The following is a 12942-nucleotide window of genomic DNA, read 5'->3' on the forward strand; positions in this document are numbered from 1 at the left end:
ACGTCACCACCCATCCCACCGCTCCAACCCCCAACCCGGCGAATCTATGCGGTCACGCACTAGCGATACCGCAGATACCGCCGCCGCACCGCGCGGAAGCGCTCCAGACCCTCCCGCCAGGCGCCCACCACCTCGTCCGTCCCCGCGCCCTTGTCGATCATCTTCCGTACCGTCGACGAGCCGGTGAGCTTGTCGATGCCGTGGTCCGGCCGCCAGGCGAAGCCGTCCCAGACCCGCTTCGCGGTCACCAGCAGGCCGATGCCGGTGCGTACCGGGTCGAACAGCTCGCGATCGTGGACGTGCAGCTGGACGCCGCCGATCGTCTTGCCCTGGAACTTGGAGAAGGTGGGGGCGAAGTACGCCTCCCTGAAGTGCACGCCGGGCAGGCCGAGTTCGCCGGCCGCCTCGGCCCACCGCCGGTCGATGCCGTCCGCGCCCAGCAGTTCGAAGGGCCGGGTGGTGCCGCGCCCCTCGGAGAGACTGGTGCCTTCGAACAGGCAGGTGCCCGCGTAGACCAGCGCGGTGTCGGCGGTGGGCATATTGGGGCTCGGCGGCACCCATGGCAGGCTCGTCGCGTCGAAGAAGTCCGCCCGCCGCCAGCCGCTCATCCGGACGGTCTCCAGCTCCACCGGCCGCCCGGCGGCCTTCGGTACGAACTCGCCGTTGAACAGCAGCGCCAGCTCCACCACCGTCATCCCGTGCGCCTGCGGGATCGGTTCCCGGCCGAGGAACGACGCATACGCCTTGTCCAGTACCGGGCCGGTGGCCGAGCGGCCGGTGACCGGATTCGGGCGGTCGAGGACGAGGAAGCGCTTGCCGGCCAGGACGGCCGCCACCATGCAGTCGTAGAGCGTCCAGATGTAGGTGTAGAAGCGCGCGCCGACGTCCTGGATGTCGAAGACGATGGTGTCGACACCGGAGGTCGTGAAGATCTCGGCGAGTTCCTTGCCGCTCTTCTGGTAAATGTCGTACACCGGCAGCCCGGTGGCCGGATCGTCGTAGCGGCCCTCGGAGCCGCCCGCCTGGGCGGTGCCGCGGAAGCCGTGCTCGGGTCCGAAGACGGCGGTCAGCCGCACCCGGTCGTCGGCGTGCAGGACGTCGACGATGTGGTCCAGCCCGCTGGTGACGCCGGTGGGGTTGGTGACGATGCCGATCCGGCGGCCGTCCAGGAGGCGGTAGCCGTCGGCGGCCAGCATGTCGAAGCCGGTGCGCACCGGTCGACCACCGCCGTGCGGGGGCCGCGCCGCGTGAGCGGGACCGGCCGCGGTGACCGCGGCCCCGGCCGCTCCGGTCGCCGCCAGATGCCCGAGAAGAACGCGTCTCGACAGGGCCATGCGCACACCTCCGTGATCGGGGCAGTGATCCAGGTTGAGCGGGTGATGTGGAGCTGGTTCGTGTTGCGGCGGGATTCAGCACGGTTCCCTGGTGTTCGTCTGTCGTGCGCACGCTAGCCGTAGCCGGAGCATTACGGAACGCACCCCGCCCGTGAGCCCCGCGCATGGGGGCCCGCGCATAGGGGTCCCCATGCGCGCGAGCGAAGCCGAGCGTGGAGGGGAGCCGAGCGGGGACGGACTCTTCCGCTCGGACATACCGACTGGTTAGTCTGCTCGCTAGCCATGTCGGCGCTACCCAGGGAGCAATCAGCGTGGAAGCTGTACGGGACAAGGCCGTAGTCGTGACCGGGGCGGGCGGGGGAATCGGCGCCGCGCTGGCCCGCCGGTTCGCCGCCGAAGGCGCCCGGGTCGTGGTCAACGACCTGGACGAGGCCAAGGCCGAGCGGACGGCCGACGAGATAGGCGCCCTCGCCGTCCCCGGCGACGCCTCCGCCGTCGTCCCGGCCGCCCGCGACGCGCTCGGCGGCGCCATCGACGTCTTCTGCGCCAACGCGGGCGTCGGCACCGGCGGCGGCCCCGACGCCCCCGAGGACGACTGGGCGCTGGCCTGGGACGTCAACGTGATGGCGCATGTCCGGGCCACCCGCGACCTGGTGCCCGAGTGGCTGGAGCGCGGCAGCGGCCGGTTCATCTCGACCGTGTCCGCCGCGGGGCTGCTCACCATGGTCGCCGCCGCCCCGTACAGCGTCACCAAGCACGGCGCGTACGCCTTCGCCGAGTGGCTCTCGCTGACCTACCGGCACCGCGGGATCCACGTCCACGCCATCTGCCCCCAGGGCGTCCGCACCGACATGCTGGACGCCACCGGGACCGCCGGTGACCTGGTCCTCGCCCCGGGGGCCATCGAACCCGCCGCCGTCGCCGACGCGCTGTGCGCCGCGATCGAGGAGGACCGCTTCCTGGTCCTGCCGCACCCGGAGGTGGCCGGCTACTACACCGCGCGGGCCGCCGAGCCCGACCGCTGGCTGGGCAGCATGAACCGCCTGCAGCGGAAGCTGGAGCAGGCCGAAGGTAGCGCGTCGTAGGAAAACCCCTGGTGGCGGGCGTGCCGAGGCCGGCCCGCCACCCCCACGGCACCCCAGGTGTTCCCTCCATGGATGATCAGGCGATCAGGAAGAAAGGGCCGCACCCGATGACCTCCTACCAGGACATGCCGTGGCTGGCGCAGCTCAACGAGGCCCAGCGCGCCCCGGTCCAGCCGCCCCCCTCGACACTGCACGCCTTCCGGGCCGCGGTCCGCCGCGCCCCCGACCGTACGGCGCTCGCCTACTTCGACGCCCGGCTGTCCTACGCCGAGACCGACGCGCTGTCCGACGGCATCGCCGCCCACCTCGCCGGCCACGGCTTCCGGCGCGGCGACCGGGCCGCGGTCATGCTGCAGAACACCCCGCACTTCGTGCTCGCGCTGCTCGGCGTCTGGAAGGCGGGCGGTGTGGCGGTGCCCGTCAATCCCATGTACAAGTCCTGGGAGCTGCGGCACATCCTGCACGACGCCGAGGTCGCCGCCGTCTGCTGCGCCGACCGCACCTGGGACGCCCACCTGCGTGCCACCGCCGCCGAGACCCCGTCCGTACGGATCGCGCTGACCGCCTCCGAGTGGGATCTGCAGACTCGTGACGACCCGCGGGTGCTCGGCGCAGGGCAGACCCCCATCGCGCCGCGCCTCGGTGCAGCGGGGACCTCGATCGGGCCGCGCGAGCGCGCCGACGACCTGCTGACCGTCGCACGCACCGCCGGCCGCATACGGGCCGTGCCGGACGACCCGGAGCTGACCGCCGACGATCTCGCACTGATCAGCTACACCTCCGGCACCAGCGGCACCCCCAAGGGCGCCACCAACACCCACGGCAACATCAGCTACAACGCCGAGCGGCAGCGCACCGGCCACGACCTGCCCGAAGGCGCCACCTACTTCGCGCTCGCCCCGCTCTTCCACATCACCGGCATGGTCTGCGAGCTGGCCGCCTGCATCGTCAACGCCGGCACCCTCGCGCTCGCCCACCGCTTCGAGGCGGGCGTCGTCCTGGACGCGTTCCTGGAGCACCGGCCCGCCTACACGGTCGGCCCCTCCACCGCGTATATGGCGCTGATGTCCCACCCCGACGTCACCCGTGACCACTTCGCGTCCTTCCAGGTGATGTCCTCCGGCGGGGCACCGCTGCCGCCCGCCCTCGTCGAGACGTTCCGCAGCCGCTGCGGAACGTACCTCCACAACGGCTACGGCCTGACCGAATGCACCGCCCCCTGCGCCAGCGTCCCGCCCGGCAAAGAGGCGCCGGTCGACACGCTCTCCGGCACCCTCGCCGTCGGTGTGCCGGGCGCCGACGCCGTCGTGCGGATCATCGACGAGCAGGGCCGGGACCTGCCGTTCGGCGAACAGGGCGAGATCGCGGTTCGCGGACCGCAGGTCGTGCCCGGCTACTGGCGGCGCCCCGACGCCACCGCGAAGGCCCTCCCGGACGGCGAACTGCGCACCGGTGACATCGGCTTCATGGACGCCGGCGGCTGGCTGTACGTCGTCGACCGCAAGAAGGACATGATCAACGCCTCCGGCTTCAAGGTGTGGCCGCGGGAGGTCGAGGACGTCCTCTACACCCACCCGGCGGTGCGCGAGGCCGCCGTCGTCGGGGTGCCGGACGCCTACCGGGGCGAGTCGGTGAAGGCGTACGTCAGCCTGCGGCCCGGGGCCGAGCCGGCGCCGGCGGAGCTGGCCGCCTACTGCAAGGAACGGCTCGCCGCGTACAAATATCCCCGGGTGGTGGAGATCCTGCCCGAGCTTCCCAAGACGACCAGTGGCAAGATCCTCCGACGGGAGCTGCGCCACCGCGCATGACCCGCAGGCGCGTACGCACGAAGGACAGGTGAGGGCGATGGCCGGTACGAGGGTCGGCAACGGCAACGGGAGCGCGAAGCCCGTGGCGCAGCGGCTGCTGGCCACCGCCACCAGGCTCTTCGCGGAGCAGGGCTACGACCGCACCTCCGTCCAGGAGATCGTCGACGCGGCCGGTGTCACCAAGGGGGCCCTCTACCACTACTTCGGCTCCAAGGACGATCTGCTGCACGAGGTCTACGGCCGGGTGCTGCGGCTCCAGCAGGAGCGCCTGGACCACTTCGCGGACGCCGACGCCCCGGTGGAGCAGCGGCTGCGGGACGCCGCCGCGGACGTCGTCGTCACCACCATCGAGAACCTCGACGACACCAAGATCTTCTTCCGTTCGATGCACCACCTCAGCCCCGAGAAGGACAAGCAGGTACGGGCCGAACGGCGGCGCTACCACGAGCGCTTCCGGGCGCTGATCGAAGAGGGCCAGCGGGCCGGGGTGTTCACCGCCGACATCCCGGCCGACCTCGTCGTGGACTACCACTTCGGCTCGGTGCACCACCTCGGCACGTGGTACCGCGAGGACGGGCCGCTCAGCCCGCAGCGCGTCGCCGATCATCTGGCGGATCTGCTGCTGCGGGCGTTGCGGCCGTAGCCCGTAACGCCGTTACAGGTACTTCTTGATCTCACGGCGTGCCAGCGACCGCTGGTGCACCTCGTCCGGGCCGTCCGCCAGGCGCAGCGTCCGGGCCGCCGCCCACAGCTCGGCCAGCGGGAAGTCCTGGCTCACCCCGCCCGCGCCGTGCAGCTGCACCGCCCGGTCGAGGATGTCCACGACGGTACGCGGCGTGGCGATCTTGATGGCCTGGATCTCGGTGTGCGCGCCCTTGTTGCCGACGGTGTCCATCAGCCAGGCGGTCTTCAGCAGCAGCAGCCGCAGCTGCTCCACCGCCACCCGCGCGTCCGCGATCCACTGCTGGACCACGCCCTGCTGCGCCAGCGGCTTGCCGAACGCCGTACGGCTCACCGCGCGGCGGCACATCAGCTCGATGGCGCGCTCGGCCATGCCGATCAGCCGCATGCAGTGGTGGATCCGGCCGGGGCCGAGCCGGGCCTGGGCGATGCCGAAGCCGCCGCCCTCCTCGCCGATCAGATTGCCCGCCGGGACCCGGACATCGTCGAAGACCACCTCGGCGTGCCCGCCGTGCCAGTGGTCCTCGTAGCCGTACACCTGCATGGCCCGCTTCACCACCAGGCCGGGGGTGTCCCGCGGCACCAGCACCATCGACTGCTGGCGGCGCGGATCGGCGCCGTCCGGGTCGGTCTTGCCCATCACGATGAAGATCCGGCAGAGCGGGTTCATCGCCCCGGAGATGTACCACTTGCGCCCGTTGATGACGTAATCGTCGCCGTGCCGCTCGATGCGGGTCTCGATGTTCGTCGCGTCCGACGACGCCACCTCGGGCTCGGTCATCGCGAACGCCGACCGGATCTCGCCCGCCAGCAGCGGCTCCAGCCACTGCTTCCGCTGCGCCTCGCTGCCGAACTGCGCCAGCACCTCCATGTTGCCGGTGTCCGGGGCCGCGCAGTTCAGCGCGGTCGGGGCCAGCTGCGGGCTGCGGCCGGTGATCTCCGCCAGCGGCGCGTACTGAAGGTTCGTCAGCCCCGCGCCGTACTCCTCGTCGGGCAGGAACACGTTCCACAGGCCCTGTCGTCGCGCCTCGGCCTTGAGCTCCTCGACGACCGCGGGGGTGTCCCACGGGGAGGCGAGCGCGGCCCGCTGCTCACGGGCGGTCTCCTCGGCCGGCAGCACATGCTCGTCCATGAACGTCAGGAGCTTCTCGCGCAGCTCCTCCGTACGGGCGTCGAATGCGAAGTCCATGCGGGTGCCTCAGCCTTCCTTGAGGGTGGTGAGTCCGTGGTCGATGAATACGGGCACCAGCTCGCCGATCCGGTCGAAGCCCGCGCCGATGGTCTGGCCGAGGGTGAAGCGGTAGTGGATGCCTTCGAGGATCACCGCGAGCTTGAACCAGGCGAACGCCGTGTACCAGGCGACGGCGGAGGTGTCCCGGCCGGACCGTGCGGCATAGCGCTCGATCAGCTCGGCCGGGGCGGGGTGGCCCGGGGCGCCGCTGGTGGTGCTCACCGGCGATTCGGCCAGGCCCAGGTCGGAGCTGTACATCACCAGCAGACCGAGGTCGGTCAGCGGATCGCCGAGCGTCGACATCTCCCAGTCGAGTACGGCGTTGAGGGTGCCGTCGGCCCCGATCAGGACGTTGTCCAGCCGGTAGTCCCCGTGCACGACGGCCGGTGCGGGCGAGGCGGGCAGCGCCCGGCCCAGGGCCTCGTGCAGCTCGTCGATGCCCGGCAGTTCACGGTTCTTCGAGGCGTTCAACTGCTTTCCCCAGCGACGCAGTTGACGCTCCAGGAAGCCCTCCGGCCGGCCGAAGTCACCGAGCCCGGCCGCCTCCGGGTCCACGGCGTGCAGCTCGACGAGCGTGTCCACCAGGGAGAGGACCACGGCGCGGGTGCGCTCGGGGCCGAGCGGCGCGAGCTGGGCGGCCGTGCGGTACGGCGTGCCCTCGACCAGCTCCATGACGTAGAAAGGCGCACCGATGACCGACTCGTCCTCGCAGAGCAGCAGCGTCTCGGGGACCGGCACCGGGGTGTCGTGCAGCGCGCTGATCACCCGGTGCTCGCGCCGCATGTCGTGCGCGGTGGCCAGGACATGGCCGAGCGGCGGGCGGCGGACGACCCAGGAGGCGGTGCCGTCGGTGACGCGGTAGGTGAGGTTGGACCGCCCGCCCTCGACCAGCCGCGCGCGCAGCGGCCCGCCGGCCAGGCCCGGCCGCTCCCGGTCCAGATGCTCGCGCAGTCGCTCCAGGTCGAGGCCGGGGGGTACCTCCCGGGCCGCGGCCTGCGGGGGAGGGGTGCCCTTGCTCATCGTGCTCCTCCGTAGGGAGTGGACGGGTCGACGAGCACGATCATGCCGACTAGTCGGTATGGCGTCCAGTGGTGTGCCGTGGGGCGTCCGTCACGCGACGCTGTGCCGCCGCGTCACACCGGGCGGGCGTCGCCCGTGACGCAGGGCGGGCATCGCCCCGTGACGCTGACGCCGGGCGGGCATCGCCCCTCACGCCTGGCGTGCATCGCCGTCACGCATGGCACGCCGGCGGGACCCCGCCGTTCAAGGCCGCCATGTCGCCGAAGGCGGTCAACGGGTCGAGCGGGGCGCCCGGCTCGGCGCCCGCCAGCTCCGCGTAAGCGCGATGCAGGTTCGCCACCAGCCGCTCGCTCTCGGCCAGCGCCGCGAACGGGCCGAGATCCGCCTCCTGGGCCACCTCCAGCGGCGTACGGCCCTCCCCCGGCCCTCGGCCGGGGGGACCGCCAGCCCGGCCCTCCCGCGCCAGCCCGTCGACGAACCGCAGATAACGCTCGATGCCGTCATACACCTCGGGCCCCGCCACCGGACCGTGCCCGGGGACCACCGTGACCGCGTCCAGCGCCCGCAGCACATCCAGCGCACGCAGCGAACCGGTCAGCGAGCCCATGAAGACGAACGGGGTGCCGCCGTGGAAGACCAGGTCCCCGGTGAAGACGATGCGCTGCTCGGGCAGCCAGACGATGGTGTCCCCGGGAGTATGCGCGACGCCCGGATGGATCAGTCGTACCTCGATATCGCCGATGTGCAGCGTCAGCTCGTCGGTGAAGGTGACGGCCGGCGCGGTGACGCGGATCTCGCCGTACTCCACCTCCGGCCACACCAGGTGCAGCTGAAGCCCGGCGGCCAGCAGTTCACGGCGGCAGGCGGCATGCCCGACGACCGTCGCCTCGGGCGCGAAGACGCCGTTGCCGTAGGTGTGGTCGCCGTGGTGGTGGGTGTTGACCACCATACGGGGCACCGGCGCGCCGCTCTCCGCGATCCGGCGGCGCAGCAGGCGCGCCCGGCGCTCGGTGGCGGCGGTGTCCACGACGAGGGTGGCGTCCCCGTCGGTGACGAAGCCCGCGTTGTTCAGGCACCAGCCGCCGTCCGGCTGGATGAACGCATGGACACCGGCGGCCAGCTCGGTGAGATAGGGCTCGGGGACGGCCGGCTCCGCGGCGGGCGTCCCGGCGGGCACGGGCTCGCCGTCGTACGGATCCGTGGTCTGCGGGCCCTCTCCGGTCATGCGGCTTCTCCTTGGGTGGGGATGACGGGGCATCACACGCCCTTGCCGGGGCGGGCGTTGGGTTCGTCGTACGCTTCCCGCCCGTCCTGCGAGTGTCGCGTCACGGTACCTCTCGGGCGCCGGGACCTGGGGGAGCGGGGCGTGTTGCCCTGCCGCGGTCACCGGGACCGGGGGGCGGGGCTCGCCCCCTGCCGCGCTCACCGGGAGCTGCGCCACGGGGCCCGAGGCCCTGCCGCACTCTCCGGACCGGGGCAGGAGCCCGCCGCCCCGCCGCGCTCACGGCGGCACGACCGCCGCCCCGAGAACCGCCAGTACGAGGGTGCAGCCGGCCAGCACCCAGGCAAGCCGACGCCGCAGCTCCGGCGGGCGGCCGGTGGCCATCGACCGGATCCGGCGGTCCGAGGCCGCGACGAAGACCGCCCACACCAGCCCCATCAGCGCCGCCAGGACCACCACCACGGGGCCCGGCGCGCCGCTCCGCAGCAGCGCCCGCTCGCCCAGCGCCACCACGGCCGAACAGGTCAGCGTGGTACGCCGCCAGGCCAGCCGGGTCCGCTCCGGCTGCAGCCCGGGATCCCGGTCCGGCACCGGAATCCGCGGCCGCGCGCCCGGCCGGTGACCGTCGCCCATCGGCTAGCCGCTCCAGCCCATGAGGACCACCACGACCATCACCACCGCCAGCACACCGATCACCAGCGCCAGGGCCGAGGGGAAACGCGTGGCCGGCAGATCCTCGCCGCGCCGCATCGCGCGCTCACAGCGCATCCAGTGGCTGACCGCCCGCAGCGCGCACACGGCCCCGCTCACCAGCAGTGCGACGGTGAACGCCGCCCGCACCACGTCATGCAGATCGGGCAGGAACTGATCCACCGCGAAGCCGCCGCCGATCAGCGCCAGACCGGTCCGCAGCCAGGCGAGAAAGGTACGCTCATTGGCGAGCGAGAAGCGGTAGTCGGGGGTCGTGCCCTCCTCGCGGACCCGCGAGGGCGAGAACCACAGCCGCACGGTCGTGCGGATCGACCGCAGTCCGTCGGTGAGGATCATGGCCTGAACTCTATCGGCTGGTCCGGCCCCGTCCCATGGCGCTGGGGCCTTTCCCGACCCTGGCCCATCGGACCGGCCCCAGCGCTCCCCGGAGCCCGCCACTCGGTCAGCCGCCGGTACGCGGCCAGCCCGTCCGGCGTCCACGGCCACGCGTCGAGCCGCCGGGTCAGTTCCTCCTCGGTCAGGAAGGCGTACCAGTCGATCTCCGACTCCTGCGGGGCGACCGGCAGCGTGCAGCGCACCTCGTAGACCGCGGACCACCAGGTGTGCTCGGGCGTCTCGTAGAGAAAGGTGAGGCGTCGCTCCGGCCGCGGCAGCCCGGTCACGCCCAGTTCCTCCTCCGCCTCCCGCAGCGCCGCCTCGTCGTACGACTCGCCCGCGCCGACCACGCCGCCCACGAACATGTCGTAGTGCGAGGGGAAGACGAGCTTGTGCGCCGTACGGCGGTGCACGAAGATCCGGTCCCGGTCGTCCCGGGCGAGGACGAAGGCGCACCGGGTGCGCAGCCTGCGGGCGTAGGTCTCACCGCGCGGGGCCTGCCCCACGACCTGATCGTTCTCGTCGACGACATCGAGGATCTCGTCCGCGTTGAGCGGTTGTTGATCGGCCATGGGGCCATGCAATCACCCGGGACACGGCCGGCGGTGCGGGGGATACGGGCCGCCGGAGCGGCCCCGGTGCGTGGGGTCCCGATGCGGCCTTTCGTGCGTACGCGCCCCAGTGCGGCCTTTCGTGCGTACGGCCCCCGGTGCGGCCTCAGTGCGGCTGCAGCTCCCGTAAGTTCTCGGTCCGGCCGGCGCCCGGCGGCATCGCCGGATGGCTGCCGATCAGCACAATGCCCGTGACGATGGCCGCGACCCCGGCCGCCTCCCAGGCCAGCGCCCCCGTCGTCACCACCAGCCGGTCGCCGAGGAAGCCCACCCCGCAGGCGATCCCGGCCAACGGCTGGGCGGCGGTCAGCGCGGGCAGCGACATCCGCAGCGGCGCCGACTCGAACGCGCTCTGCACCATCACCAGTGCCAGCACACCCAGCAGCACGATCGCGTACGGCTGCCAGCCGCTGAGCAGCGTGCCCCAGCCGCCCCGCGAAAAACGGTCACCGCTGATCCGCGTCAGCGCGTCCTGCAGCCCGTACAGCAATCCGGCCGCGATACCCAGGAGCGCGGCCTCCAGGCTGACATGCACCCGTTCGCGTTTGGCGACGGCCGCCAGCAGCAGGGCGGTGCCCAGCACCATGCCCATGATCAGCCACTGGGTCGGCTCGCCGACATCGCTGCTGCCGCCCTGCGGCTGCCCGGCCACGATGAACGCGGTCACCCCGCCCGCCAGCAGCCACAGCCCGCCCCAGCCGGTCCGGCCGAGCCGCTGCCGGGTCAGCCGCCGCGCCAGCGCCATCGCGAACAGCAGATTCGTCGCCAGCAGCGGCTCCACCAGAGTGATGTCACCTATCGCCAGCGCCACCGCGCCGAGCGCCATCCCCGCCACCATCAGAGCGATCCCGGCCACCCAGCGCGGCATCCGCACCAGATCGAGCAGCAGGCGCAGGGAGAGGTAGTCCTGCTTGGGCGCGTGCTGGGCCGCGGCCTGCTGGAACACGAAGCCGAGTCCGAGACAGCAGGCCGCGCCCAGGGCGAGCAGAATCACCGTCACGTCGCACACCTCATGGGTCGGGCGGGCGGGATGAGCGTAATCACCGGGCAGCGGCCGGGTGGTGGCGTCCGCCACGCCCCATTCTTCCGCGCACTCCCGGGTACCACCCGGTAACAATGGGTTGACGGCCGGGGTGCGCGGACTGAGGATCGTTCCACCACGGCGGCCAGAGCGTCCGGCGTGCCCGGTGAGGAGAACAGAGATGGCGTACGACGCTGATGTGATCGTGATCGGTGCGGGGCTGGCGGGGCTGGCGGCCACCGCGGAGCTCGTGGACGCCGGGCGCACGGTGATCCTCCTGGACCAGGAGCCCGAACACTCCCTCGGCGGGCAGGCCCACTGGTCCTTCGGCGGCCTCTTCCTGGTGGACTCGCCCGAACAGCGCAGGCTGCGGATCCGCGACAGCCGGGAGCTGGCCTGGCAGGACTGGCTGGGCACGGCCGGTTTCGACCGCCCCGAGGACCACTGGCCGCGCAAGTGGGCCGAGGCGTACGTGGACTTCGCGGCGGGCGAGAAGCGCTCCTGGCTGCACCGGCAGGGCACACGGCTCTTCCCCGTCGTCGGCTGGGCGGAGCGGGGCGGCTATGACGCCACCGGGCACGGCAACTCCGTCCCCCGCTTCCACGTCACCTGGGGCACCGGACCGGGCCTCGTCGCCCCGTTCGAGCGCCGGGTGCGGGCCGGCGCCGCGCGCGGCCTGGTGGACCTGCGCTTCCGGCACCGTGTCACCGGCCTGTCCCGCAGCGCGGGCAGCGTGGACACCGTCAGCGGGGAGATCCTGGAGCCGTCCGACGCCGAGCGGGGCAGGGCCAGCAGCCGCGAGGTGACCGGCGCCTTCGAGCTCAGGGCGCAGGCGGTGATCGTCACCTCCGGCGGCATCGGCGGCAACCACGATCTGGTGCGTGCCAACTGGCCCGAGCGGCTGGGCACGGCACCGCAACGGATGCTGTCCGGGGTGCCGGCGCATGTGGACGGCAAGATGCTGGGCATCACCGAGGCCGCCGGCGGGCGGGCCATCAACCGCGACCGGATGTGGCACTACACGGAAGGCATCGACAACTGGAACCCCATCTGGCCGCGGCACGGCATCCGGATCCTCTCCGGGCCGTCCCCGCTGTGGCTGGACGCCCGGGGCAAGCGGCTGCCGGTGCCGCTGTTCCCCGGCTTCGACACCCTCGGCACCCTCGAACACATCGTGAGGTCCGGCCATGACCACACCTGGTTCGTGCTCACCCGGAAGATCATCGAGAAGGAGTTCACCCTCTCCGGCTCCGAGCAGAACCCCGACCTGACCGGCAAGAGCGTCCGCCAGGTCCTGGGCCGGGCCCGGGCCGGCGCACCCGGCCCCGTCCAGGCGTTCATGGATCACGGCGCGGACTTCATCGTCGAGCGCTCACTGACCGGCCTGGTACGCCGGATGAACGCACTCACCAAGGAGCCGCTGATCGACGAGGCTGCGCTGCACCGCGAGATCGTCGCCCGGGACCGGGAGATCGCCAACCCCTTCACCAAGGACCTTCAGGTGACGGCGATGCGCGGCGCCCGTAAATACCTCGGCGACCGGTTCATCCGCACCGCCGCACCACACCGGCTGCTGGACCCCAAGGCCGGCCCGCTGATCGCCGTACGGCTGAACATCCTGACCCGCAAGACGCTCGGTGGCCTGGAGACCGACCTCTCGTCGCGGGTCCTCACCGAGGGCGGCGAGCCCTTGCCGGGCGTCTACGCGGCGGGTGAGGTGGCCGGCTTCGGCGGCGGCGGAGTCCACGGCTACCGTTCGCTGGAGGGAACATTCCTCGGTGGCTGCCTCTTCTCGGGGCGGACGGCGGGGCGGGCGGCGGCCGAGGCGGTGGCGTGAGCGGGC

General features: G+C 72.4%; 12 protein-coding genes. 4 read left to right on the forward strand and 8 right to left on the reverse strand.

Annotated features, from left to right (window positions below):
- Positions 1 to 59: 59 nt before the first annotated feature.
- A complete protein-coding gene (locus K9S39_RS34415) occupies positions 60 to 1334 on the reverse strand; it encodes an exo-beta-N-acetylmuramidase NamZ family protein (RefSeq protein WP_248867222.1) in 1275 nt (424 codons plus the stop codon).
- Between the two features lie 311 nt (positions 1335 to 1645).
- Between K9S39_RS34415 and K9S39_RS34420 the strand changes: the two genes are divergently transcribed.
- The 3 genes from K9S39_RS34420 to K9S39_RS34430 all read left to right on the forward strand — a co-directional run bounded on the left by K9S39_RS34420 (position 1646) and on the right by K9S39_RS34430 (position 4870).
- Positions 1646 to 2419 carry an SDR family oxidoreductase gene (locus K9S39_RS34420; protein ID WP_248867223.1) on the forward strand — a complete coding sequence of 258 codons (774 nt, stop codon included), beginning with the start codon at positions 1646 to 1648 and terminating at the stop codon, positions 2417 to 2419.
- A gap of 107 nt (positions 2420 to 2526) precedes the next feature.
- Positions 2527 to 4227, forward strand: coding sequence for an AMP-binding protein (locus tag K9S39_RS34425; protein WP_248869091.1), 1701 nt, complete (start codon positions 2527 to 2529; stop codon positions 4225 to 4227).
- Between the two features lie 37 nt (positions 4228 to 4264).
- Entirely contained in the window at positions 4265 to 4870 is a 606-nt protein-coding gene (locus K9S39_RS34430) for a TetR/AcrR family transcriptional regulator (protein WP_248867224.1), read from the forward strand.
- Positions 4871 to 4882: 12 nt separating this feature from the next.
- Here the strand turns inward: K9S39_RS34430 and K9S39_RS34435 are convergent, their stop codons facing one another.
- The 7 genes from K9S39_RS34435 to K9S39_RS34465 all read right to left on the reverse strand — a co-directional run bounded on the left by K9S39_RS34435 (position 4883) and on the right by K9S39_RS34465 (position 11078).
- Entirely contained in the window at positions 4883 to 6097 is a 1215-nt protein-coding gene (locus tag K9S39_RS34435) for an acyl-CoA dehydrogenase family protein (RefSeq protein ID WP_248867225.1), read from the reverse strand.
- 9 nt (positions 6098 to 6106) lie between these two features.
- Complete coding sequence (locus K9S39_RS34440) at positions 6107 to 7159, reverse strand: phosphotransferase family protein (RefSeq protein WP_248867226.1); 1053 nt, start codon at positions 7157 to 7159, stop codon at positions 6107 to 6109.
- A gap of 211 nt (positions 7160 to 7370) precedes the next feature.
- A complete protein-coding gene (locus tag K9S39_RS34445) occupies positions 7371 to 8384 on the reverse strand; it encodes an MBL fold metallo-hydrolase (RefSeq protein ID WP_248867227.1) in 1014 nt (337 codons plus the stop codon).
- Positions 8385 to 8660: 276 nt separating this feature from the next.
- Positions 8661 to 9014, reverse strand: a complete 354-nt coding sequence (locus K9S39_RS34450) for a DUF202 domain-containing protein (RefSeq protein ID WP_248867228.1) — start codon at positions 9012 to 9014, stop codon at positions 8661 to 8663.
- 3 nt (positions 9015 to 9017) lie between these two features.
- Complete coding sequence (locus K9S39_RS34455) at positions 9018 to 9428, reverse strand: YidH family protein (protein WP_248867229.1); 411 nt, start codon at positions 9426 to 9428, stop codon at positions 9018 to 9020.
- Positions 9425 to 10039, reverse strand: a complete 615-nt coding sequence (locus K9S39_RS34460) for an NUDIX domain-containing protein (protein WP_248867230.1) — start codon at positions 10037 to 10039, stop codon at positions 9425 to 9427. The genes K9S39_RS34455 and K9S39_RS34460 overlap by 4 nt, the downstream gene beginning before the upstream one ends.
- 145 nt (positions 10040 to 10184) lie before the next feature.
- Positions 10185 to 11078, reverse strand: a complete 894-nt coding sequence (locus K9S39_RS34465) for a DMT family transporter (RefSeq protein ID WP_248869092.1) — start codon at positions 11076 to 11078, stop codon at positions 10185 to 10187.
- 202 nt (positions 11079 to 11280) lie between these two features.
- Between K9S39_RS34465 and K9S39_RS34470 the strand changes: the two genes are divergently transcribed.
- Complete coding sequence (locus K9S39_RS34470; protein WP_248867231.1) at positions 11281 to 12936, forward strand: FAD-binding dehydrogenase; 1656 nt, start codon at positions 11281 to 11283, stop codon at positions 12934 to 12936.
- Positions 12937 to 12942: the final 6 nt, after the last annotated feature.

Origin of the sequence: Streptomyces halobius, assembly GCF_023277745.1 — a bacterium.
GTDB classification, from domain to species: domain Bacteria; phylum Actinomycetota; class Actinomycetes; order Streptomycetales; family Streptomycetaceae; genus Streptomyces; species Streptomyces halobius.